This window comes from Pseudomonas sp. LB3P31 (assembly GCF_054897945.1).
Map to the genome: position 1 here is coordinate 3,130,320 of NZ_CM142710.1, position 23,810 is coordinate 3,154,129.

Below are 23,810 nucleotides of genomic sequence, written 5' to 3' on the forward strand. Positions count from 1 at the left end.
GTGTGCTCCAAACGTTTTGTAGTAGAAAGTCGTGCACTACTACCGCGAAAAAAGTGGGCCGGATTATGCCAGAAAAGCCCAAAAATAGTAGGGCCCTCCCGTCGTAACGGCGTTAATCCGCCACTTACCAGTGAATTTACCTGCGCTGAACCGTTTTAGTGACGGGTATCTGACGGGGTATCGACACCTGCTCCAGCGAACAATTGGGTGATATCGGCAGCATCAAACAGGTAACGCTGGTTACAAAACTGGCAGTCAATCTCGATGTTGCCACCGTGTTCGACAACCAGCTCCTGAGCATCTTCCAGACCCAGACTGACCAGTGCATTGGCCGATCGTTCGCGCGAGCAGCTGCAACGGAAGCGCAGGCGCTGCACATCGAACAGGCGCACCTGTTCTTCGTGATACAGGCGGTGGAGCACGGTTTCGTTGTCCAGGCTGAGCAACTCATCGGCGGTCAGCGTGCTGCCCAGGGCGGTAATGTGCTGCCAGCTGGCGGCGCGGTCTTCTTCGTCTTTCAGGCGGTCAGCGGGAAGTTGCTGCAACAGCAGGCCGCGGGCGCGACGGCCATCGGCGTAGAGCCAGAAGCGCGTGCCTACTTGCTGAGACATTACGAAATAGTTGGTGAAACATTCCGACAGGGTTTCGCCATCCAGGTCGACGATGCCCTGGTAGCGCTGGCCCTGGGTCGGATCGATGGTCAGTGCCAGGACACCGTTAGGCATCAGGTCGGCGAGCGTTGCATCCGGCGCAATACGCTCGGCTTCGTAACGGGCCAGGCCACGGATTTCGCGCTCGCTGGAGCACTCGATCATCAGCAGCGGAATCGGGCCATCGGAACGAGCCTGAAGGATCAACAAGCCATCGAACTTCAAGGTGCCAACCAGCAGCGACGCTGCCGCCATCAGCTCGCCAAGCAATTGCGCGACCGGTTCCGGGTACGCATGTTTGGCCAGGACTTCGGCGTAGCTGAGCTCCAACGAAACCAGTTCGCCGCGGGTATCGCTGTCATCGAAGATGAAGCGTTGGGTGTAGTCGGTATCCGTTAGATCGGTCATAGGTCTGGGTATCTGAATTAATGTCAAAAGATTTCAAAGAGTAATTCGCACGGCTTTTTGCGCACGCAAAGTTTATTCGACGAGTGGTGTTTGCCGGGATCAACCCGATATGGCTGCGCGCGCGCCGGATTGCAAGTCTGCGCCGCCTCACTCGTCGTTGCTGCTTCCACGGAATTTAAACAGATCTCGCCGCTGTTTTTTGCTCGGCTTGCCGTCGGTGGTCATGCCTAGCGTACCGGCCTTGCGCATCGCTGCGGCGGCCTCGCGCTTGGCGACGCTGGCGTCGGTCTCGGCGTACAGCGCCTGCGCCTCGGGCGCACCACGGCGTACGATCGACAATCCCTGAACCACCACCGTGCGCTCCTCGAAGCCCATGCGGATCTGGAACTCGTCGCCGATCCGTGGTTCCTTACCGGGTTTGCAGCGCTCGCCCCGACAGTGCACCTTGCCACTCTCGATTGCCGACTTGGCCAAGGCACGTGTTTTATAAAACCGCGCAGCCCACAACCATTTATCGAGACGAACCTTGTCGTCCTGTTCCTGTTTTTGTGCCACCGGAATTCCTCTTTCAGCCAATAGTCGGAACTGTACTACCGTTTCTGTCGGGCGCAAGAACCCGCTCCTGCAGATACAATGTGATCCTGGTCGGTTCATTGCTGTGGAGTGTTCGATTGACTATTTTCCCGACTTCATTGACTTCACCCAAGGGCAGTTGCCTGGGATGTCAGCAAAGCGAACCCCTGGGCTTCGATTTTGCCTTTGCCTATCAACCGATCGTTGACCTGCGAGATCAGTCGATTTTTGCCCACGAAGCGCTGGTGCGCGGAATCGCCGGTGAAGGCGCAATGTCGGTACTCGACCAGGTTACCGAGAGCAATCGCTATCGATTCGACCAGCTCTGCCGCACTCGGGCTATTGCAGGTGCGGCGAATCTGAGCATGCAAACCAACCTGTCGATCAATTTCATGCCCAATGCCGTGTACCGCCCCGAGCTGTGTATTCGCAGCACACTGGAGGCGGCAAAAAAGCACGACTTCCCGATCAACCGGCTTATTTTCGAAACCCTGGAAAGCCAGCACGTAGATAACTATCGCCATTTGACCAATATTCTGCGTGAATACCGCGAATTCGGCTTCAAGACCGCCATCGATGATTTCGGGGCGGGGTACTCGGGGCTCAATCTGCTTGCCGACTTCCAACCAGACCTGATCAAACTCGACATGGCACTGATCCGTGATATCGACCGCGATCGTGTTCGTCAGGCGATCGTGCGAGGGATTGTCACAATCTGTGCGGAGTTGGACGTTACAGTCATTGCCGAGGGCATTGAAAGCGCTGGAGAACGGGATTTCCTGGCGGACTGTGGAATTTTTCTGATGCAGGGTTACTGGTTCGCCAGGCCTGCATTCAAAGCGTTGGCCCAGGTAACACCTGGAGCCTGGACGCGTTAATCGCCGGTTTATTTCCTATTGAAGACATTTGACCATTTGACCGTTGTCGGTCTGCGCGAGTGGGTGGCGCTCCCGGATCTGGGAGTCGCTGGCCTGCGAGCAAAAATCGACACCGGTGCCAGCACCTCGAGCCTGCATGCCACTGACATCGAGCCGTTCGAACGCGAGGGCGAAAAGTGGGTGCGTTTTACCGCGCATCTGGGCACGGTAGTGCAACTGCGTCACCGGCGTTGCGAAGCGCCGCTGGTGACGATGAAAACCATCAAGAGTTCCAATGGCCACGCGCAAAAGCGCTACGTGGTCAGCACCACCCTGGCCCTGGGTGATCGGGTCTGGCGGGTCGAGTTCACGCTCGCTTGCCGCAAATCCATGCGTTATCGCCTGCTACTCGGTTCCAAAGCCCTGATCGACGGCCAACTGGTGGTCAATCCGGGTATCAAATACGTACAAGACAAGCCGGTGTTCCCGGTATCTACCCTTTCCACAGGTGTTGCATGAAGATCGCTGTGCTGTCGCGGAACCCGCGTCTGTATTCCACTCGTCGTCTGGTCGAGGCCGGCACCGAGCGTGGCCACGAAATGGTCGTGGTCGACACCCTGCGCGCCTACATGAACATCGCCAGCCACAAGCCGCAGATCCACTATCGTGGCCGGCCGCTGGAGGGTTTTGATGCGGTGATCCCGCGTATCGGTGCATCCGTGACGTTTTATGGCTGCGCCGTCCTGCGTCAGTTCGAAATGATGGGGGTGTTCCCGCTCAACGAATCGGTGGCGATCGCGCGGTCGCGGGACAAGCTGCGTTCGCTGCAGTTGCTCTCGCGCCGGGGAATTGGCTTGCCGGTTACCGGGTTTGCCCACTCCCCGGACGACATTCCCGACTTGATCGAGATGGTCAATGGCGCCCCGCTGGTGATCAAGGTGCTCGAAGGTACCCAGGGTATCGGCGTGGTGCTGTGTGAAACCGCTACGGCGGCGGAATCGGTGATCGAGGCGTTCATGGGCCTCAAGCAGAACATCATGGTCCAGGAGTACATCAAGGAAGCTGGCGGTGCGGATATTCGCTGCTTTGTGGTGGGCGACAAGGTCATCGCTGCGATGAAGCGCCAGGCCAAGCCTGGGGAGTTCCGTTCCAACTTGCATCGCGGAGGCAGCGCGAGCCTGATCAAAATTACGCCGGAAGAGCGCATGACGGCCTTGCGTGCAGCGAAGGTGATGGGGCTGGCGGTGGCCGGTGTGGACATCCTGCGTTCCAATCACGGGCCGCTGGTGATGGAGGTGAATTCGTCGCCGGGTCTGGAAGGGATCGAGACCACCACCGGGAAGAACGTGGCAGGGATCATCATTGAGCATCTTGAGAAGAATGGTGGGCCGAATATGACGCGCACCAAGGGCAAGGGTTAAACCTTCAAGTTTATGGCGGCCGGGAGGCCGCCTTCGCGAGCAAGCCCGCTCCCACAGGGTCTGTGGTAAAGCACAATCATGTGTTCACTGCAAAACCCTGTGGGAGCGGGCTTGCTCGCGAAGGGGTCATCAGCGACTAGACAGCATCTCGCGGCAACATCAACCCCAACGGCAACCGCACCCGCGCCTCCAGCCCACCGCCATCGCGGTTGCGCAGCTCGACATTGCCGCCATGCATCGAAGCAATCCGCTTGACGATTGCCAAACCCAGGCCAGTGCCCTTGCCGCCCCGGGCACGATCGCCGCGAGTGAACGGGTTGAAGATCGCCTCCAGCTCCGCCGGATCTATCCCCGCCCCACGGTCCATTACGCTCAGGACCACATAGGGCGCACTGGTATCGCCAGACACGTACGCCGCGACCTCCACTCCGCTGCCCGCGTGATGTAGCGCATTGCCGATCAGGTTGTTCAACAAACGTTTCATCGACACCCGCCGTAGCGGAAACGGCTGAATCGGCTCCACACGCAGATGCACTTTTTCTTCGTTCTGGTTGTACGGTGCAGCGACTTCACGCACCAGGTCGATCAGATCGACCTCTTCCACCGACTCGTCGCGACCATCGCGAATAAACGCCAGGAACTGGTCAAGAATCGCGTCCATGTCCTCGATGTCGCGCACCATATCGTCCGTCAGGTCGCTGTGATCGCCCATCAGCTCCAGAGACAGGCGCAAGCGGGTCAGCGGCGTTCGCAGGTCGTGTGACACCCCGGCCAGCATCAGCTCGCGCTCACGGCCCGCCTGTTCGACATCCTCCGCCATTTGGTTGAAAGCGCGGTAAACCTCGGTCATCTCGCTTGGCGTATCGCTGATGGGCAGGCGCACACTGCGCCCCTGACCAAGTTGCCTCGCGGCGTAGACCAGGCGTTTCAACGGCTGATTGAGCTGACTGACGAAAATCCATGCCGATGCCGTGGACAGCAACCCAATGGCGAGGAACCAACCCAATACGTTCCAGATCTTCTGACCGCGCAGAGGATGCGGGTACAACGGTACTTTCAGCCAACCGTCACCCAGGCTTGGCGCCCGAACCCACAGCGCCGGAGGCGAATGCATACGCAGCCGGACTTCGGTATCCGCGCCCAGTTCCGCCTGCATCTGCCGCTGATAGATCTCGCTGTAAGGCCAGTGTTGCTCACCTTCCGGCACGCCAGTGCCCACCACACGAATCAGCGTGGCAGCTTCGGCGATCTTGTCACGATTGTTTTCATCCGCCGCCCAATAGGCGCGCAGCGTCAGGGCGACGCCGTGGCTGTACTGCCGATCCACCAGCACGTCTTCGTTCATCAACAGGTAAACGAGGGTCAGCGCCTTGGAAAACAGCACGACGATCAGCACCAGCCAGAGGGTGCGGGAGAAGAAACTTTGGGGGAACCACACGGGGGTTTTCATGGATAACCGCTAAACACTTGCAGGAGCGAGCGATGCTCGCATATTGCGGTTCGCGAGTCTGCGGACAAAATCATCCGCATGACCCGCTCCTACAAATCGCCGATCACTTGGTGGCAGCGCCATCCGGGACGAATACGTAACCTACGCCCCATACCGTCTGGATGTAACGCGGCTTGGATGGATCAGGCTCGATCATCCGGCGCAGACGGGAGATCTGCACGTCGATGGAACGCTCCAGGGCATCCCATTCACGGCCACGCGCCAGGTTCATCAGCTTGTCGCGGGTCAATGGCTGACGTGCGTTCATCACCAGCGCCTTGAGCACGGCAAACTCACCGGTGGTAAGCATGTGCACCTCGTCGCCGCGCTTCAGCTCGCGGGTGGCCAGTGACAGCTCGTAATCCCCGAAGGTTACGCTCTCGTCTTCGCTGCCCGGTGCGCCCGGCACAGGAGTCGACTGGCGACGTAGCACGGCCTTGACCCGCGCCATCAGCTCGTCCGGGTTGAACGGCTTGGCCAGATAATCGTCGGCGCCCAACTCCAGACCCTTGATCCGGCTCAGTTCATCGCCCTTGGCGGTGAGCATGATGATCGGGATCTGGTTGTTTGCGGTGCGCAGGCGGCGGCAGGCGGTCAGGCCGTCTTCGCCTGGCAGCATCAGGTCGAGTACGACCAGGTTGAACACTTCACGCGCCAGCAGGCGGTCCATCTGTTCAGTGTTCGGTACCGCGCGAGCACGATAGCCCTTGCTGACGAAAAAGCGCTCCAGCAGGCTGCTGAGCCCCGGATCGTCATCAACAATTAGAATTTTTTCGCCTTCAGCAATGTTTGCAGTGCTGCTCATTAGATGCTCCTTTTAGCTCGGCGCGCATTATGGCGTAGCTGCCGTTATACGCACCGTGTGCATTGTTAGCAGATTTTTCCTCGACCGCCAGTAAACCGGGGTGGGTGCCTTGCGCCTGCGATGCCCCCAGATCTCCGTTCGCTGGTTATAATGCGCGGCCTTTTGTGTCAGGCAACGTCTGATCGTTTGCTGCAGCGGCCGCTTTTTATTTTCATGGCGCTGGCAGTAATTGTTCGATTTCACGGGTCAACGGGATGCCTGTTGATCCAGGTAGCGGCGCAGGCCAGGCCGCTCAACCAGACTCGCCGAGCCTCTATTCCTGTGCCTGCGAGCCTGCTTTCACAATTTGTCAGGTGGTTATATGGACAGCATCAACAGCCGCATCGCCGAGGAACTCGGTGTACGCCCACAACAGGTCGAAGCGGCCGTCGCGCTACTCGATGAAGGCTCTACCGTACCCTTCATCGCCCGCTACCGGAAAGAAGTGACCGGCAGCCTCGATGACATCCAGCTGCGTCATCTGGAAGAGCGTCTGCGCTACCTGCGAGAACTCGACGAACGGCGCATCAGCATCCTGGCCAGTATCCAGGAACAAGGCAAGCTGACCCCGGCGCTGGAACGCGACATCAAGCTCGCCGACACCAAGACCCGCCTTGAAGACCTGTACTTGCCGTACAAGCAGAAGCGCCGCACCAAGGGCCAGATCGCCCTGGAAGCCGGCCTCGGCGAGCTGGCCGACTGCCTGTTCAACGACCCTTCTCTGACCCCGGACGCCGAAGCCTCGCGCTTCATCGACGCCGAAAAAGGCGTGGCCGATGTGAAGGCGGCCCTCGAGGGCGCCAAGTACATCCTCATGGAGCGTTTCGCCGAACACGCCGGCCTGCTGGACAAACTGCGCAGCTACCTCAAGCAGGAAGCGATCCTCAGTGCCCGCGTAATCGCCGGCAAGGAAGAAGAAGGCGCCAAGTTCCGCGACTACTTCGAACACGATGAACCGCTCAAAAGCATGCCGTCGCACCGCGCCCTGGCGATTTTCCGTGGCCGCAACGAGGGCATTCTGAGCTCGGCACTGAAAGTCGGCGACGAACTGCCGGGCACCATGCACCCGTGCGAAGGCATGATCGGCCAGCAATTCGGCATCCAGAACCAGAACCGTGCCGCCGACAAATGGCTGGGCGAAGTGGTGCGCTGGACCTGGAAGGTCAAGCTCTACACCCACCTGGAAACCGATTTGCTCGGCGAACTGCGCGATGGCGCGGAAACCGAGGCGATCAACGTGTTCGCGCACAACCTGCACGACCTGCTGCTCTCTGCACCGGCCGGCCCACGCGCCACCCTCGGCCTCGATCCAGGCCTGCGCACCGGCTGCAAGGTAGCGGTGGTCGACTCCACCGGCAAGCTGCTGGACCACGCCACGGTTTATCCGCACGTGCCGCACAATAAGTGGGACCAGACCATCGCGATTCTGGCGGCCCTGTGCGCCAAGCACGCGGTAGACCTGATCGCCATCGGCAACGGCACCGCCAGCCGTGAAACCGACAAGCTGGCCGCGGAACTGATCAAAAAATATCCAGCGATGAAAATGACCAAGGTCATGGTGTCCGAGGCCGGGGCATCGGTTTACTCGGCGTCGGAACTGGCGTCCAAGGAATTCCCGGACCTCGACGTGTCGATCCGTGGCGCAGTCTCGATTGCTCGCCGCCTGCAGGATCCGCTGGCTGAACTGGTGAAGATCGATCCGAAATCGATTGGCGTCGGCCAGTATCAGCACGACGTGTCGCAGCTGAAACTGGCGCGTGGCCTGGATGCGGTGGTCGAGGACTGCGTCAACGCCGTGGGCGTCGACGTCAATACCGCTTCGGTGGCGCTGCTGGCCCGTATTTCCGGCCTCAACTCGACCCTGGCGCAGAATATCGTCAGCCACCGTGACGAACACGGTGCATTCAAGACCCGCGCCGCGCTGAAAAAAGTCGCGCGTCTGGGTGAAAAAACCTTCGAACAGGCCGCCGGCTTCCTGCGCGTCATGAACGGTGACAACCCGCTGGACTCGTCTGCGGTTCACCCTGAAGCCTATCCGCTGGTGCAGCGCATTGCCGCTGAAACCGACCGTGATATCCGTTCGCTGATCGGTGACGCGAGCTTCCTCAAACGCCTCGATCCGAAGAAGTACACCGACGAGACTTTCGGCCTGCCAACGGTGACCGACATCCTGCAAGAGCTGGAAAAACCAGGCCGCGACCCGCGTCCCGAGTTCAAGACCGCGGAATTCCAGGAAGGCGTCGAAGACCTCAAGGACCTTGAATTGGGGATGATCCTCGAAGGCGTGGTGACCAACGTGACCAACTTTGGCGCATTCGTCGACATCGGCGTGCATCAGGACGGTTTGGTGCATATCTCTGCGCTTTCGGAGAAATTCATCAAGGATCCACGTGAAGCGGTGAAAGCGGGTGACGTGGTGAAAGTGAAGGTCATGGAAGTCGACATCCCGCGCAAACGCGTCGGCCTGTCGATGCGCATGAGCGACACTCCGGGCGAGAAAATCGATGGTGCCCGTGGCGCACGTCCGGGTTCGGCGCCACGCCAGTCGCAGAACAACGCACCACGCAAGGAAACCACGGCGGCGGCTCCGGCCAACAACGCCATGGCTTCATTGTTCGCCAACGCCAAGCAGCTGAAGAAGCGGTGATGGAGCTCCCTGACGGGGTCACCGAAAGCGCTTTTTTCAGGCTGCTGGGCTGTCGCTTGCACAGCCTGGAAACCGGGGTGGCGCAAGTCGCCCTGGTGCTTGAGCCAGAATTGCGTAACCGCGGCGGCAAGTTGCATGGCGGGGCGTTGTTCAGCCTGGTCGACATTGCCATGGGGCTGGCCTGTTCCAGCACCCACGGCTTTGACCAGCAGAGTGCGACCATCGAATGCAAGATCAACTACATTCGCGCGGTTTCCGACGGCGAAGTGATGTGCACGGCGCGGGTGATCCACCCGGGCCGGCGCACGCTGGTGGTCGAGGCCGAGGTGATGCAAGGCGGAAAATTGGTCGCAAAAGCGCAAGGCACGTTCGCAGTGCTGTAGATGAAGACCATCATTTTGAGTTAATTTCAGCGCTGTGACCGCAGCGCCGGAATTCCTGTGGGAGCGGGCTTGCTCGCGAAGGCGGTGTGTCAGGTAACCATGATGTTGCCTGATCCGCCGCCTTCGCGAGCAAGCCCGCTCCCACAGGGGATTGCGGCGATCACTCCCTGGCTGGTTGCCACCAGACCCGTGCGATCCAAAAACCAGGCGAAAACGCCAGTTTCAACTTCACCCTTGTAGACCGTCTTGCCCACCCCCATATTGGGGCGACTGACGCGTGAAGGAATCCAACTTGAGCGAACTTCTCAACCGCCGCCTGGCTCTGCTCGGCGAGCGCGCTAACCTCTCTCTGCTCGAACAGTGCCTTCACGGCATCGAACGTGAATGCCTGCGCGTGACCAGCGAAGGTCGCCTGGCGCAAACGCCTCACCCGGAAGAATTGGGTTCCGCGCTGACCAATGAACAAATCACCACCGACTACTCCGAGTCGCTGCTGGAGTTCATCACGCCCGCCCTGCCCGACCCGGCAGATACCCTGGCGAGCCTGGACAGCATTCACCGCTTTGCCTACAGCAAGCTCGGCAACGAGTACCTGTGGAGTCCCTCGATGCCGTGCCCGTTGCCGGCCGAGGAAGATATCCCGATCGCCTATTACGGCACGTCCAACATCGGTCAGCTCAAATACGTGTACCGCAAGGGCCTGGCCCTGCGTTACGGCAAGACCATGCAATGCATCGCCGGGATTCACTACAATTTTTCCCTGCCGGAAAAGCTCTGGCCGCTGCTGAAGAAAGCCGAAGGATTTGTCGGCACCGACCGCGACTATCAGTCGTCGGCCTACATCGCGCTGATCCGCAACTTCCGTCGCTACAGCTGGCTGCTGATGTACCTGTTCGGTGCTTCGCCAGCCCTGGATGCGGGCTTCCTGCGCGGTCGCTCGCATCAGCTTGAACAGCTCGATCCGGACACCCTGTACCTGCCGTACGCCACCAGCCTGCGCATGAGCGACCTGGGTTACCAGAGCAACGCCCAGGCCGGCCTGACGCCGTGCTACAACGATCTGGCCAGCTATACCGACAGCCTGCGCGAGGCTGTGGCAACACCCTATGCGCCCTATGTCGAGATTGGCACCCATCAGGACGGCGAGTGGGTTCAGCTCAACACCAACATCCTGCAGATTGAAAACGAGTACTACTCCAACATCCGGCCCAAGCGCGTGACCTATACCGGCGAGCGGCCGATCCAGGCGCTGGTCGCCCGCGGCATTCAGTACGTCGAAGTGCGCTGCCTGGACATCAACCCGTTCCTGCCGATGGGCGTCGACCTCACCGAGTCGCGCTTCCTCGACGCGTTCCTGTTGTACTGCGCGTTCAACGAGAGCCCGCTGCTGACCAACTGCTCGTGCGGCAACGCGACCTCGAACTTCCTCAGTGTGGTCAAGGACGGTCGCCGCCCGGGCCTGCAATTGCAGCGGGACGGTCAGCCGGTAGACCTGAAGGAATGGGCCAGCGAGTTGCTGGAGAAAATTGCACCGTTAGCCGCGCTGCTGGACCAGAGCCAGGGCAGCGATGCCCATAGCAAAGCCCTGGATGCGCAGCTGGCCAAGGTCAAGGACCCGTCCCTGACGCCATCGGCCCAGGTGCTGGCGGCGATGGCTGAGCACAAGGAGAGCTTCAGCCAATTCTCGTTGCGCCAGAGTCAGGCGCACGCGGAATATTTCCGCAGCGAACCGCTTTCGGCTGAAGACCAGGCGAAATTCGAAGCGCGGGCACGGTCGTCGCTGGCGGAGCAGGTGGAGCTGGAGCAAAACGAAGTCGGCGATTTTGATGTGTTTGTCGGGTCGTATCAGGCGAGTATTCTGGCGATCAGTAACTAAGCGGCGCCTGTTCAAAGATCGCAGCCTCGTTGCACTCGACAGCTCCTACAGTGATGGCTGGTCACTGTAGGGCCGTAGGAGCTGTCGAGTGCAACGAGGCTGCGATCTTTTGATCTTTAGAATATTCCGCTCATAAGCTAATTCGAAAAAGTTATTTATTTTCGAATTCTTATATCATTTAGTCTCCTTTCACACCGACTCTCGGTCGTCTGAAAAGGAGCTTCTCAATGAAACTGACTTTCCCCCTTCGCCTCCTGGCGGCTGCATCATTGGCTGCAGCAAGCTTCTTTGCCCAGGCCGCCGACGTCACCGTCGCTTACCAGACCACCGTTGACCCGGCGAAAGTCGCCCAGGCCGACGGCGCTTATGAAAAAGCCACCAACGCCAAGATCGACTGGCGCAAATTCGACAACGGTGCCGACATCATCGCGGCCATCGCTTCAGGCGACGTGCAGATCGGTTATCTCGGTTCCAGCCCCCTGACCGCTGCGATCACTCGCAAAGTGCCAGTGGAAACCTTCCTCATCGCCACTCAGATCGGTGCCGCCGAAGCCCTGGTCGCTCGCGACGGTTCCGGGATCAAGACCCCACAAGATCTGATCGGCAAGAAAATCGCCGTGCCGTTCGTTTCCACCGGTCACTACAGCCTGCTGGCCGCGCTCAAACACTGGAACATCGACCCATCGAAAGTCACCGTCCTCAACCTTGCGCCGCCGGCGATTATCGCAGCGTGGAAACGCGGTGATATCGACGCCACTTACGTTTGGGACCCGGCGCTGGGCGTGGCCAAGGAAACCGGCAAGGTGCTGATCACCTCCGGCGAACTGGCCAAGTTTGGCGCACCGACTTTTGATGCGTGGATCGTGCGCAAGGACTTCGCCGAGAAGCATCCGGAAATCGTTACCGCTTTTGCCAAGGTGACCCTCGACGCCTACGCCGAATACCGCAAGGATCCGCAAGCCTGGCTGGCCAATCAAAGCAACGTCGACAAGCTGGTGAAGCTGTCCGGCGCCAAGGCCAGCGACATTCCTCTGCTGCTGCAGGGCAACGTCTACCCGCTGGCTGCTGACCAGGTCACCACACTCGGCGCGCCGACCACCAAGGCCATCACCGACACCGCCGTGTTCCTCAAGGAGCAGGGCAAGGTCGATGCGGTGTTGCCGGACTACGCTCCGTACGTGAACGCCAAGTTCATCACCAACTGATCGGGAGTTAATTGCGATGGCCTTGCTACAGCTGGAGCGCATCAGCGCACAGTACCCCGGCAGCCCCGAACCGGTACTGGCGGATATTTCCTTGAGCCTGGGGCCGCAGCAATTGCTGGTGGCGCTTGGTCCGTCCGGCAGTGGCAAGACCTCGCTGTTGAACCTGATTGCCGGCTTCGTCGAGCCAAGCGCCGGGCGCATCACCCTTGATGGTGTACCGGTCAAGGGACCGAGTGCCGAACGCGGCGTGGTGTTCCAGGACGACGCCCTGCTGCCCTGGCAGGACGTGCTGGCGAATGTCGGCTTCGGTCTGGAACTGGCCGGTGTGCCGAAAGCCAAACGTGAAATCCGCGCTCGGGAAATGCTCGCGCTGGTGGACTTGTCGGGCTTTGAACACCGACGCATCTGGCAGCTCTCGGGTGGCCAGAAACAACGAGTCGGGCTGGCCCGTGCCCTGGCTGCCGACCCGCGCGTGCTGCTGATGGACGAACCCTTCGGCGCCCTCGACGCGTTCACTCGCGAACAGATGCAGGAGCTGTTGCTGCAAGTCTGGCAACGCACCGCCAAGCCGGTATTTCTGATCACCCACGACATCGAAGAAGCGGTGTTTCTCGCCACTGACCTGATTCTGCTCGCGCCCAACCCAGGGCAGATCGTCGAGCGCCTGAGCCTGGATTTTGGCCAGCGTTACGCGGCGGGCGAGTCGGCTCGAGCGATCAAGTCGGACCCGCGCTTCATCGAAACCCGTGAACACGTGCTCGGCAAGGTGTTTAACCAACGCAGCGCCGCCACGCGGCAGGAGCGCGCATGAGCAGCTACGAAATTCCAGCCGTGACGGCCAAACCCGGCTCGACGCTGATACCAGTTCGTCGCAGCCTGAGCACGCGCTGGATCAGCGTGCTGACCTTGTTCGTCCTGGTGACGCTGTGGTGGGCCGTGACGGCCACCGGCATGATCGAGCCGCTGTTCCTGCCACCTCCGGCGGCCGTGCTGCAGAAGGGCTGGTTGCTGGTGACCACCGGCTATATGGATTCCACCCTTTGGCAGCATCTGGGCGCTAGCCTCAGCCGCATTGGCCTGGGCCTCGGCTTTGCGGTGCTGACGGCAGTGCCCGTCGGCATCGCCATCGGCCACAACCGCATTGCTCGTGGCATTCTCGATCCGCTGATCGAGTTCTACCGCCCCATCCCGCCGCTGGCTTATTTGCCGCTGATCGTGATCTGGTGCGGCATCGGTGAGCTGTCGAAAGTCCTGCTGATCTACCTGGCGATCTTTGCCCCGATTGCCATTGCCACCGCGACCGGCGTACGCACCGTCGACCCGGCCAAATTACGCGCCGCGCAGTCCTTGGGCGCGACTCGTGCGCAGTTGATCCGCCATGTGATTTTGCCCAGTGCCTTGCCGGACATTCTGACCGGCGTGCGCATTGGCCTGGGCGTTGGCTGGTCGACGCTAGTCGCCGCCGAATTGATCGCCGCCACCAGCGGTTTGGGCTTCATGGTGCAGTCGGCCGCGCAGTTCCTGGTCACCGACGTGGTAGTGCTGGGGATCCTAGTCATTGCGCTGATCGCCTTCGCCATGGAAATGGGCCTGCGCGCCCTGCAACGCAAACTGGTGCCGTGGCACGGCCAGGCTCACTGAATAACCTGACAACCTGGAGATCCAGGTTGAAGAGACCCGACATGACTCACTTGACCATCACCCCATTAAGCTCGGCCCTCGGTGCGCAAATCAGTGGCATCGACATCAGCCAGCCACTCAACCCGCAGCAACATGCCGCCATTGAACAGGCGCTGCTCAAGCACCAGGTATTGTTCTTCCGCGACCAGCCGATCACGCCACAGCAACAGGCGCGATTCGCCGCCTACTTCGGCGATCTGCACATCCACCCGATCTACCCCAATGTGCCGGAACAACCCGAAGTACTGATCCTCGACACCGCCGTCACCGACGTGCGTGACAACGCGATCTGGCACACCGACGTGACCTTCCTGCCGACCCCGGCGATGGGCGCGGTGCTCAGCGCCAAGCTGCTTCCGGAGTTCGGCGGCGATACCCTGTGGGCCAGCGGCATCGCGGCCTATGAAGCGCTGTCTGCGCCAATGAAAAGCCTGCTGGAAGGGCTGACCGCCACTCACGACTTCACTCGCTCGTTTCCGCTGGAGCGCTACGGCAACACGCCGGACGCGCTGGCGCAGTGGGAAGAAGCCCGGCGTAAAAACCCGCCGCTGTCGCACCCGGTAATCCGCACGCACCCGGTCAGCGGGCGGCGGTCGTTGTTCGTCAACGAAGGCTTCACCTCGAAGATCAACGAGCTGTCGGAAACCGAGAGCGAGGCGATTATCAAATTCCTGTTCGCCCACGCGACCCGGCCCGAGTTCACTATTCGCTGGCGCTGGCAGAAGGACGATGTGGCGTTCTGGGATAACCGCGTAACGCAGCATTATGCGGTCGATGACTACCGTCCGGCGCGGCGGGTGATGCAGCGGGCGACGGTGTTGGGGGATGTGCCGTTTTTTCGGTAGGAATTCAATTTTTGTGGTGAATGTGAGGGCCTCATCGCGAGCAGGCTCACTCCTACAGGGGATCTGGGTCATACACAAATCCACTGTAGGAGTGAGCCTGCTCGCGATGAGGTAGACCAGGCACCAGATAAACCGGCGCCGAACACTTATTCAGCCGTCGAAGGCCTTTCCCAAAGATTAATCCCCCCCTCCTGGGCAAACCGATCAATCTCCGCCAACTCCTCCGCACTGAAACTCAGATTCTTCAACGCCCCGACGTTCTCGACAATCTGCTCCGGCCGGCTCGCACCAATCAACGCCGAGGTTACTCGCGGATCACGCAGCGTCCAGGCCAGCGCCAATTGCGCCAGGCTCTGCCCACGCCGCTGAGCGATTTCGTTCAGCGCCCGTACGTGAGCGATGTTCGATTCGGACAAGTGCGAGGCCTGCAAAGAGCTGCCACCCGGACGATTGACCCGGGCATTCTCGGGAATGCCATTTAGGTATTTGTCGGTCAGAAGCCCCTGGGCCAAAGGAGTGAACGCAATCACGCCAGTCCCGAGTTCATCGGTGACATCCAGCAGATCCTTTTCCACCCAGCGATTGAGCAGGTTGTACGCCGGCTGATGGATCAGCAACGGCACTTTCCACTCCTGCAACAGCGCCGCCATTTCCCGAGTCTTCACCCCGGAGTAGGACGAGATCCCGATGTACAGGGCCTTGCCCTGCTGCACCGCGGTGGCCAGTGCGCTGGCAGTTTCTTCCAGCGGAGTATCCGGGTCGAAGCGGTGGGAATAGAAGATGTCGACGTAGTCCAGACCCAAACGCTGCAGACTCTGATCAAGACTGGCCAGCACGTACTTGCGCGAACCGCCGCCCTGGCCATAAGGACCAGGCCACATGTCCCAACCCGCTTTGCTGGAGATGATCAGCTCATCGCGGTACTGCTTGAAGTCTTCACGCAGCAAGCGACCGAAATTGATTTCCGCACTGCCGTACGGCGGGCCGTAGTTGTTGGCGAGGTCGAAATGGTTAATGCCCAGGTCGAATGCCGTGCGCAACAACGAGCGCTGGGTGTCGATCGGCGTGCTGTCGCCAAAGTTGTGCCACAGGCCCAGGGAAAGCGCCGGCAGGACCAGACCGCTGCGCCCTACGCGGCGATAAGGAACAGATTGATAGCGGTTTTCGGCAGCGGTATAAGTCATCGAATCCTCTCTTGTTTGCTCAGTTGCGCGCCCCTTGGCGCTTTACACAAATCTGTTGGAAGGCCTGGCCAGCCCAAGGTTCTCGCGCAGCGTGCGGCCTTCGTACTCTGTTCTGAACAAGCCGCGCCGTTGCAGTTCAGGCACCACGCTGTTGGCGAAATCTTCCAGCCCGCCAGGCAAGTGCGGCACCAGGACATTGAAGCCATCCGCCGCGCCCTGTTCGAACCATTGCTGCAACCGATCGGCAATCTGCTCGGGGGTGCCTATCAAGCTGTAATGCCCGCGACCGCCAGCGATTTTGCGGCCCAGCGCGGCCAGGCTGAGGTTCTCCCGGCCGGCCAATTCAGTCAGCAGTTTCTGCCGGCTTTGCTGGCCGCTGTCCGTCAGCGGCAGTTGCGGCAACGGCCCATCCAGCGGGTACTTCGACAAGTCGAAGTTACCCAGCATACGCCCAAGTAACGCGACGCCAACCTCGGGTTCGACTAATTGCTGAAACGTTTCATATTTTTCCTGTGCCTCACTTTCGGTTTGCCCGACCACGACAAAAACCCCCGGCATGATTTTCAGCGAGTCGGCGCTGCGGCCGTACCGCGCCAAGCGCCCCTTGAGGTCGGCATAAAACGCCTGGGCGCCGGCCAATGAAGTTTGCGCAGTGAACACCACCTCTGCGGTCTGCGCCGCGAGTTCGCGACCGACTTCGGACGACCCCGCCTGTACGACCACCGGTTGCCCCTGGGGTGAGCGCGCCAAGTTCAGCGGACCCTTGACCCGAAAATGCTCGCCGACGTGATCCAGCACATGGACCTTGGCCGGGTCGTAATAGGCACCACTGGCCTTGTCGCGAATGAAGGCGTCGTCGTCCCAGCTGTCCCACAGGCCGGTGACCACCTGGTGGAACTCCCGGGCACGGCTGTAGCGTTCGGCGTGGCCGATATGTTCCTCGCGGCCAAAATTCTGCGCTTCGGCGGCGTTGTCCGAGGTCACCAGATTCCACCCTGCCCGCCCGCCGGACAGGTGATCCAGCGAAGCGAATTTGCGCGCCACGTGGTACGGCTCGTTGTAGCTGGTAGTAGCGGTAGCGATCAGGCCAATGTATTCAGTCACGGCGCTCAGGGCTGACAACAGAGTCAGCGGTTCAAAGCCATCCGAGCGCGCCATGCGGCTGGCAATCTCGCCGCCGGGTGCCGCGATGCTGTCGGCGACAAACAAGGTATCGAACCTGGCCGCTTCGGCAATTTGCGCCAGGCGCTTGTAGTGGGCGAAATCCAGCCCGGCATCGGCCGGTACGTCAGGATGACGCCAGGCCGCGACGTGGTGCCCCGTGGCCATCAGGAATGCGCCGAGTTTGAGTTGGCGAGCCATGATCAGAAATCCTTGCGCAGTTGCACGCCGAAGTAGCGTTCGTCGTCGCGCGGCACGGCGCGGTAGATATAGCTGCCGCCGCTGGCCAGCAGCGGTGAATAGGATTTATCCGCGAGGTTTTTACCCAGCAGCGCCACGCGCCAGCCGTTGCTGTAGTCGGCCAGGGCGATGCTGGCGTTCCAGAGGCCGTAGGCGCCCTGTTTGGTATCGACGTTCTGGCTGATGTCGTACTGCACTTCGCTCTGCCAGCTGTAGTCGGTTCCCAACTCGATATCCAGACCGTTTTCCAGCGGGATCGAGTAGTCGGCACGCACATAGCTTTTCCAGTCCGGGCTGAACGGCAATGGCTTGCCGTTGACGTTGCACGACGCCGCTGCGCCGGCAGGGCAGGCGAACTCATCAATGCGTGCGCGGGTGTAGGCCAGGGCGCCGGAGAATTTCAGTTGCTGGGTCGCCTGCAGGGCGTAATCAAGTTCGACCCCTTCAGTACTGACACTGCCAGCGTTGATCAGTCGGGTGACCACCTGGCCGGCGACAGTGTCGAAGAAGTTCGCTTGATAGTTGTCGTAGTCGCTGTGGAAAATCGCCAAATTGGTGGTCAGGCGATTGTTCCACGACGTGGCCTTGATGCCGGCCTCCCAGGTGTTGGAGGTTTCCGGTTTCAGCGCAACGGTATCCCGCGGTTGCATGTTGAAGAACACGTTGTAGGCTGGCCCTTTGTAGCCGCGCGAATAGGTCAGGTAGGTGGTGACTGTATCGCTCAGGTCGTACTGCACACCGAGCCGGCCGGACCAGCCGTCTTCGTCCACCGAACCGGAGCTGCTGGTGGCAGGCTGAATGCCGCTGACCGTGGTCGCCGAAGTCGAGACCCGCCGGTGATCGTATTCCAGATCGTCGTGGGTCCAGCGCAGGCCAGCAATGCCGCGAAAGTCCGAGGTGAAGTTCAGGGTGCTTTCGCCAAATATCGCGTAGCTGTCGCTGGTGGTGCTGTAATCGGCGACTCCGCGATTGACGCTGGTGGGCGTGGTCAGCGTGCGCTGATAAGTTTCCTCGTCCTTGCCATGCATGTAGAACACGCCGCCGACGTACTCCAGGAACTCGCCTTTGGGCGAGGCCAGGCGCAGCTCCTGGGAATACTGGTCAAACGCCAGATCGCCCTTGTCGGCGGTGCCGGGGAACGCGACAGTGACCGTGCCCAGGCGATCGCCATCCTGATACTGGGTGTTGTCCCAGCCGCGCCAGGCGGTGATCGACGTCAGAGTGTAATCGCCCAGGCTCCAGTCGAGCTGGCCAGAAAGGCCTTTGTTGATGTCTTCGACGTGGCTGCGGGTGTCGGTGTTGATCTTGCGATTGTCGCTGGTGCCGCGCACCGGATTCAACGCGTTGGCGAATGCCGGCGTCAGCGACTGGCTAACCACCCCGTTCGGTGCGTCGTCGTGGGACTGCATATAGTCGGCGATGAAGGTGAACTTGAGGTCATCGGTGGGGGTGAACTCCAGCTTGCCACGCGCCCCCTTGTGGTTGTAGCCGTTGACCTCCTGACCGTTGTGCTCATTGTCGACATTGCCGTCGTAGCTGCCGAACAGCGTCGTGATCGAACCTTTCAATGTATCGGGAATCAGGCTGCCGCCCAGGCCAAAACGGGTGCGGCTCTCGTTGCCGCTGTAATAGGACTGGTCGATGTAGCCATGGGTTTCGGCGGTCGGTGCCCTGCTGGTGATATTGAGCACCCCGGCCGAAGCATTCTTGCCGAACAGCGTGCCTTGCGGGCCGCGCAGCACTTCGACGCGCTCCAGATCCAGCAGGTCCAGGGTCGACTGACCCGGCCGGGCATAGACCACGCCATCGATCACCGTGGCCACGGTCGGCTCGACGCCAGGGGACGTGGAAATGGTGCCGACGCCGCGAACGAACAGCGAAGTGTCCTTGTTCGACGCGCCGGTGCGGAAATTCAGCGAGGGCACTTGCTGGACGATGCTCGCCACCCCGTTGCGGTTGTCGCGTTCGAGTTGCTCACCATCAATCACCGAAACCGCAACCGGTACTTTCTGCAACGATTCTTCACGCCGGGTCGCGGTGACCGTCACGGATTTGAGCGTGGGCTCCTGGTCGGCGCTGTCGGCGGCGAACGCAGTGGGTAGCGGCAACGCGGCCAGCCCGGAAAGTAGCCAGCCCGCAGCGCGAACTGACTGCGCCAGTTTTTGTGTTGCACCAGGAAATTTTTGCATGGTCTGCCCGCTCGAAAGTGTGCCCTGAACCGCTGCCGTTCTACGACGGCAACGCCTGAAAAAGTGTCTTGGGCATTCGCTCGAGCGAGTAGCAGACAGAACGCTTTGTTAGCGCTAACATCGACAGTATCAGCAGCGGACCCATAGACCGTCCAATACTGAAAAATTAGTTTTATATGCCTTTTGGTTTTTAAGAAGGATCATCCGTTGAGCGATGAAAAGCCCCGCAAGCGCCGCGGAGCCGGCCGCGTAACCCTGAATACCGTGGCGCGGCAGGCCGGAGTGTCGGCGATTACCGTGTCGCGTTACTTCAACCAGCCGGAACAGGTCTCGCCTGAACGCCGCGATCGTATCGCTGCAGTAGTCGCCGAATTGGGCTACGTACCGAACCTGGTGGCCGGTGGCCTGGCATCAGCGCGGGGGAAGATCGTTGGCATGGTCATCCCGAATATCTCCGGGCCGATCTTCGCCAACACCATCCAGGGTTTCAGCGACACCCTCAGCCGACATGGCTATCAACTGCTGTTGGCCTCGAGTTATTTCAGCGCCGAGCAGGAAGAAAACGCGGTGCGCGCGTTTCTCGGCTGGTCACCGGCAGCGCTGGTACTCACCAGTCATTTCCACAGTGCAGGCACTGAAAAAATGCTCGCGGAAGCGGATATTCCGGTGATTGAAACCTGGGATTACCAGCCCGAGCGCGAGCCGATGCAGATCGGTTTTTCTCACTTCGAAGTGGGAGTCAGCGCTGCCAGATACCTGTATGACAAAGGCTACCGGCGCATCGCTTTCGTGCAGAACAGTGCACCCGGTGACTTCAGTGCACTGGAGCGCCGCGACGGCTACACCGCCACCGTGCGCGAGCTCGGCATGCAGCCATGGGTATTCGCGCCGGACGCAGATCGCGCGCCATTCGAGGCCGGCAAGCAAGCCATGGAAGCCTTGATGAACAGCTCTCCACGTCCCGACGCAATCATATTCGCCAACGACAACCTCGCTGCCGGCGGCCTGCTCGCCGGGCAACGCGCCGGCCTTAAAATCCCCGAAGACTGTGCCGTCATCGGCTTCGGCGACTACCCGTTCGCGCAAATGCTGTTGCCGAGTCTAAGCACCATCAAACCACCGGCGCTGGAGATCGGCGTACTGGCGGCAACCCGCGTACTGGAAAGCCTCGGCGTATTACCCACTGACGAGGTTCAGCGGTTGAATCTGCTGCAGTGCCAGGTCATCGAGCGCGAGAGCACCTGACTCAAAGGCACAAATCAGGCGGAAAGCTCGCGCAGCGCTGCTGCCGCCAGGAAACCTGATCTTGAGCGGTATCGCTGGTCGCGCCGGACCGTTTGATCAATTCGCTCCAGCAACTGCTCAGGCAACGTCGCGTTGAAGCGCACCGCTTTGCCGAAATACGGTGTGATATCAAAATCGACTACGCCCCACACGCCACCGGCGTAATCCGGATTATCGAGATGTGCATCAATCTCTCGAATCTGCGGTATTGACTCGCCATCCGCAACCAGCCCTTCATAGTGCAGTGCCAGCGCTTCCTGAATATTTTCAAAAGCTTCGGCAACTGTACCGCCTGCCGAGTAACAACCCGGAACGTCCGGGATAGTCACTCCGTAGTCTGAGTCGGCATCCTTGTGCAGAACGACCGGAAATTTCATGTTGATGAATCCTTCCTGTGAAATATCCCCAGTGGGATTTTCGTTTCCGATAGCAGGCCTCATTTCAGACCCGCTTGTTTCAATATGCTGTTTATCGTCCCCTTGGGAAGATCCGAGTCTGGATGTTTGATTGTCACGCGCCCTGATTTAAGCAAATGCTTGTACTGATGATGGCTGCCTTTCACCGCTACCAGATACCAACCATCTGCCTCGATCATCCTGATCATTTCCCGACTTCGCATCACCTTCGTCCTCGTGGGCAGCAACCGCCGCGCACATTACCCGAAGGCATCGGACCGCAATACACACCATACACACTATGACAAATGTTAGCGCACTGGGGACAGCCCAGCATTCGCCTTGGACCAGCGGCACAAAGGGTTTCCCTGATCGATGCAAGACACTCGTTCCCATGTAGAGATATGTCAATTATGCAGGCTAATAGTGGGATGGCTTAAGCGGGTGTGCAGGCAGGTTGGACGCCATCGCGGGCAAGCTACATCCAGGGGGTGTAGCTTGCCGCACTCGATCAACGCACCAGATGCAAAAACTGCATATGCCGCTCGTACTGATCAAGTATGTCGTTGATGATCTGTTCCTTGGTATAGCCGACCAGATCGTAATCCTGACTGCCCTCGCTCAGATGCACCTCGGCGCGGTAGTAACGGCGGTTGTTGAGCTGCTTGGAACCCATGCCACCACGGGCGAAGGACGGCGTGAAGTAACCGCGCATCTGCACCTGGTAGATGAACGGATGCTGCTCGCCATGACCGATTTCCAGGCTGACGCTGTCATTGGACGGATCCGGCTGGGTGACCACGTTCAAGCCCTTCTCGACAAACACCGCCGTCACTTCTTCAATCGCCGGACGCACCGTGGTTTCGAGGAAGCGGTAAACCTCATCCCTCGACGGAAAATGCACCGCCTGACTCAAGCGCTGACGCCAGCCGCCACGCCGTGAACCGGATACCGGTGCCAGGGAGTGCATCTGCGCGATCTGTTTCTGCGACTCCAGATAGAACGCCTTGTGCAGCCCCCACATCATCAACAGCAGGATCATCGAGAACGGCAACGAAGTAAGCACCACCGCTGATTTGAGCGCGTCGATACTGCCCGAGAACAACAGCGCACTGGTCACCAGCGCGGTCATAGCCCCCCAGAACACTCGTAGCCATTTCGGCCCGTCTTCGTCAGGATTGCCGCCCTTGGCGGACAGCGTCGACAGCACCACCGTGCCGGAATCGGCGGAGGTAACGAAGAACACGAAGCTGATGAACACCGTGACGGCGATCACCGTCTTGCTCCACGGGTAGGTTTCCAGCAGCAGGTAGAGGGTCATCGACGGGTTGTCGATCGCCGACATTCCCAGCGCACTCATGCCGTGGTTGAGCACTTGATCGATGGCGCTATTGCCGAAGATCGACATCCACGCCAGGGTGAAACCGAGCGGGATCAGCAACACGCCAAAGACGAATTCGCGAATGGTCCGGCCGCGGGAAATCCGCGCGATGAACAGGCCCACGAACGGCGACCATGCAATCCACCAGGCCCAGTAAAACACCGTCCAGCCACCCAGCCAGTCGTTGGGCTTGTCGTAGGCATAAAGGTCAAAACTCTTCATCGGCAAGGCGCCGAGGTAGTCGCCGATATTCTGGATCAAGGTGTTGAGCAGGTGCTGGGTCGGTCCGGCAAATAACACGAACAGCAGCAGCGCACAGGCCAGCAGCATGTTGATGTCGGACATCACCCGCACGCCTTTATCGACGCCGGACACCGCAACGATGATCGCCGCGCCCATCATCAGGGTGATCAGGCCCACCTGAATCCATTGGGTATGCGCGATGCCGAACAGATAGTCGAGACCTGAGTTGAGGTGCAACACACCAAAGCCCATGTCGGCACCGAGGCCGAAGACTGTGGCGATGATGCCGAAGCCGTCCACCGCGTAGCCGATCGGGCCGTTGATGCGCTTGCCGATCAGCGGGTAAAGCGCCGAACGCAAGGCTAGCGGCAGGTTATGCCGGTAGGCGAAGTACGCCAGTGCCATGCCGACGAAGGCGAACACCCCCCAACCATGCAGGCCCCAGTGCAAAAACAGAATCTGCATTGCCTGACGCGCCGCGTCTGCGGTGCCGGCTTCGCCTTGCGGCGGTTGCGCCAAGTGGGTGAGCGGTTCGGAGACACAGAAGAAAAACAGCGTGATGCTGATCCCGGCGGCGAACAGCATGCCGGCCCAGGACAGGTAACTGAATTCGGGTTCGTCGTGGTCGGCACCGAGCTTGATCTTGCCGTAGCCGGACAAGGCGGTGACCACCACGAAGACCAGGTACAGGGTCATCGCGAGCATGTAGTACCAGCCGACCGTATTGGCCGCCCAGTTTTGCGCTTCCAGGAGCCAGGCACCGGCCTGTTCGGGCATGGCGATGACCACGATGCCAAACAGCAGAATGAACGTCGCCGAGAAATAGAACACCGGCGGATTCATGCGGACCTGGCC

Annotated in this window: 21 protein-coding genes; 11 read left to right on the top strand and 10 right to left on the bottom strand. The window is 60.1% G+C overall.

Going from position 1 to position 23,810, the window contains the following annotated elements; all coding sequences use genetic code 11:
* Positions 1 to 155 precede the first annotated feature (155 nt).
* Both hslO and ACYZTK_RS14180 read right to left on the bottom strand, forming a co-directional pair.
* A complete protein-coding gene (gene hslO, locus ACYZTK_RS14175; protein ID WP_462010469.1) occupies positions 156 to 1,058 on the bottom strand; it encodes an Hsp33 family molecular chaperone HslO in 903 nt (300 codons plus the stop codon).
* A 147-nt stretch (positions 1,059 to 1,205) separates the two neighbouring features.
* Positions 1,206 to 1,613 carry an RNA-binding S4 domain-containing protein gene (locus ACYZTK_RS14180; protein ID WP_462010470.1) on the bottom strand — a complete coding sequence of 136 codons (408 nt, stop codon included), beginning with the start codon at positions 1,611 to 1,613 and terminating at the stop codon, positions 1,206 to 1,208.
* Between the two features lie 116 nt (positions 1,614 to 1,729).
* Between ACYZTK_RS14180 and rimA the strand changes: the two genes are divergently transcribed.
* From rimA to rimK, 3 genes are read left to right on the top strand one after another with little or no spacing between them, the layout of a single operon-like run.
* Positions 1,730 to 2,509 carry a S6 modification regulatory phosphodiesterase RimA gene (gene rimA, locus ACYZTK_RS14185; RefSeq protein ID WP_462010471.1) on the top strand — a complete coding sequence of 260 codons (780 nt, stop codon included), beginning with the start codon at positions 1,730 to 1,732 and terminating at the stop codon, positions 2,507 to 2,509.
* A gap of 18 nt (positions 2,510 to 2,527) precedes the next feature.
* Positions 2,528 to 3,007 (top strand): retropepsin-like aspartic endopeptidase RimB, encoded by a 480-nt coding sequence (rimB, locus tag ACYZTK_RS14190; protein WP_462010472.1) that lies wholly within the window; start codon positions 2,528 to 2,530, stop codon positions 3,005 to 3,007.
* Positions 3,004 to 3,909, top strand: coding sequence for a 30S ribosomal protein S6--L-glutamate ligase (rimK, locus tag ACYZTK_RS14195; RefSeq protein ID WP_045061318.1), 906 nt, complete (start codon positions 3,004 to 3,006; stop codon positions 3,907 to 3,909). Before rimB ends, rimK begins: the two co-directional genes overlap by 4 nt.
* Positions 3,910 to 4,045: 136 nt before the next feature.
* On the opposite strand, the gene ACYZTK_RS14200 is transcribed toward rimK, so the two are convergent.
* Together ACYZTK_RS14200 and ompR are read right to left on the bottom strand one after the other, a co-directional pair.
* On the bottom strand, positions 4,046 to 5,359 hold the full coding sequence (locus tag ACYZTK_RS14200) for an ATP-binding protein (protein WP_462010473.1): 1,314 nt from the start codon (positions 5,357 to 5,359) through the stop codon (positions 4,046 to 4,048).
* Positions 5,360 to 5,462: 103 nt separating this feature from the next.
* Positions 5,463 to 6,203, bottom strand: a complete 741-nt coding sequence (gene ompR / locus ACYZTK_RS14205; protein ID WP_027922237.1) for an osmolarity response regulator transcription factor OmpR — start codon at positions 6,201 to 6,203, stop codon at positions 5,463 to 5,465.
* A gap of 361 nt (positions 6,204 to 6,564) precedes the next feature.
* Between ompR and ACYZTK_RS14210 the strand changes: the two genes are divergently transcribed.
* The 7 genes from ACYZTK_RS14210 (at position 6,565) to tauD (ending at position 14,878) form a co-directional block, all read left to right on the top strand.
* Positions 6,565 to 8,889, top strand: a complete 2,325-nt coding sequence (locus ACYZTK_RS14210; protein WP_462010474.1) for a Tex family protein — start codon at positions 6,565 to 6,567, stop codon at positions 8,887 to 8,889.
* A complete protein-coding gene (locus ACYZTK_RS14215; RefSeq protein ID WP_462010475.1) occupies positions 8,889 to 9,272 on the top strand; it encodes a PaaI family thioesterase in 384 nt (127 codons plus the stop codon). Before ACYZTK_RS14210 ends, ACYZTK_RS14215 begins: the two co-directional genes overlap by 1 nt.
* Positions 9,273 to 9,564: 292 nt before the next feature.
* On the top strand, positions 9,565 to 11,148 hold the full coding sequence (gene gshA / locus ACYZTK_RS14220; protein WP_462010476.1) for a glutamate--cysteine ligase: 1,584 nt from the start codon (positions 9,565 to 9,567) through the stop codon (positions 11,146 to 11,148).
* Positions 11,149 to 11,375: 227 nt separating this feature from the next.
* Positions 11,376 to 12,353 carry a taurine ABC transporter substrate-binding protein gene (gene tauA, locus ACYZTK_RS14225; RefSeq protein WP_462010477.1) on the top strand — a complete coding sequence of 326 codons (978 nt, stop codon included), beginning with the start codon at positions 11,376 to 11,378 and terminating at the stop codon, positions 12,351 to 12,353.
* 16 nt (positions 12,354 to 12,369) lie between these two features.
* Positions 12,370 to 13,164 (top strand): taurine ABC transporter ATP-binding subunit, encoded by a 795-nt coding sequence (tauB, locus tag ACYZTK_RS14230; RefSeq protein ID WP_462010478.1) that lies wholly within the window; start codon positions 12,370 to 12,372, stop codon positions 13,162 to 13,164.
* Positions 13,161 to 13,994: a taurine ABC transporter permease TauC gene (gene tauC, locus ACYZTK_RS14235; RefSeq protein ID WP_462010479.1), complete on the top strand. Its 834-nt coding sequence runs from the start codon at positions 13,161 to 13,163 to the stop codon at positions 13,992 to 13,994. Before tauB ends, tauC begins: the two co-directional genes overlap by 4 nt.
* Positions 13,995 to 14,035: 41 nt before the next feature.
* Positions 14,036 to 14,878 (top strand): taurine dioxygenase, encoded by an 843-nt coding sequence (gene tauD / locus ACYZTK_RS14240; RefSeq protein WP_462010480.1) that lies wholly within the window; start codon positions 14,036 to 14,038, stop codon positions 14,876 to 14,878.
* 146 nt (positions 14,879 to 15,024) lie between these two features.
* On the opposite strand, the gene mgrA is transcribed toward tauD, so the two are convergent.
* From mgrA to ACYZTK_RS14255, 3 genes are read right to left on the bottom strand one after another with little or no spacing between them, the layout of a single operon-like run.
* Positions 15,025 to 16,062 (bottom strand): L-glyceraldehyde 3-phosphate reductase, encoded by a 1,038-nt coding sequence (gene mgrA, locus ACYZTK_RS14245; RefSeq protein WP_462010481.1) that lies wholly within the window; start codon positions 16,060 to 16,062, stop codon positions 15,025 to 15,027.
* A gap of 42 nt (positions 16,063 to 16,104) precedes the next feature.
* The gene (locus tag ACYZTK_RS14250; RefSeq protein WP_462010482.1) at positions 16,105 to 17,424 is read right to left on the bottom strand and encodes an LLM class flavin-dependent oxidoreductase; all 1,320 of its coding nucleotides are present in this window, start codon (positions 17,422 to 17,424) and stop codon (positions 16,105 to 16,107) included.
* A gap of 2 nt (positions 17,425 to 17,426) precedes the next feature.
* Positions 17,427 to 19,652, bottom strand: coding sequence for a TonB-dependent receptor (locus ACYZTK_RS14255; protein ID WP_462010483.1), 2,226 nt, complete (start codon positions 19,650 to 19,652; stop codon positions 17,427 to 17,429).
* Positions 19,653 to 19,859: 207 nt separating this feature from the next.
* Here ACYZTK_RS14255 and ACYZTK_RS14260 point away from each other — a divergent pair, with 207 nt between their 5' ends.
* Positions 19,860 to 20,897 (top strand): LacI family DNA-binding transcriptional regulator, encoded by a 1,038-nt coding sequence (locus tag ACYZTK_RS14260; RefSeq protein WP_462010484.1) that lies wholly within the window; start codon positions 19,860 to 19,862, stop codon positions 20,895 to 20,897.
* Positions 20,898 to 20,911: 14 nt separating this feature from the next.
* Here ACYZTK_RS14260 and ACYZTK_RS14265 read toward each other — a convergent pair whose 3' ends face one another.
* The 3 genes from ACYZTK_RS14265 to betT all read right to left on the bottom strand — a co-directional run bounded on the left by ACYZTK_RS14265 (position 20,912) and on the right by betT (position 23,798).
* Entirely contained in the window at positions 20,912 to 21,376 is a 465-nt protein-coding gene (locus ACYZTK_RS14265; RefSeq protein ID WP_462010485.1) for a type II toxin-antitoxin system HicB family antitoxin, read from the bottom strand.
* A complete protein-coding gene (locus ACYZTK_RS14270; protein WP_462010486.1) occupies positions 21,373 to 21,555 on the bottom strand; it encodes a type II toxin-antitoxin system HicA family toxin in 183 nt (60 codons plus the stop codon). The genes ACYZTK_RS14265 and ACYZTK_RS14270 overlap by 4 nt, the downstream gene beginning before the upstream one ends.
* Positions 21,556 to 21,842: 287 nt before the next feature.
* Positions 21,843 to 23,798, bottom strand: coding sequence for a choline transporter BetT (betT, locus tag ACYZTK_RS14275; protein WP_462014905.1), 1,956 nt, complete (start codon positions 23,796 to 23,798; stop codon positions 21,843 to 21,845).
* Positions 23,799 to 23,810 lie beyond the last annotated feature (12 nt).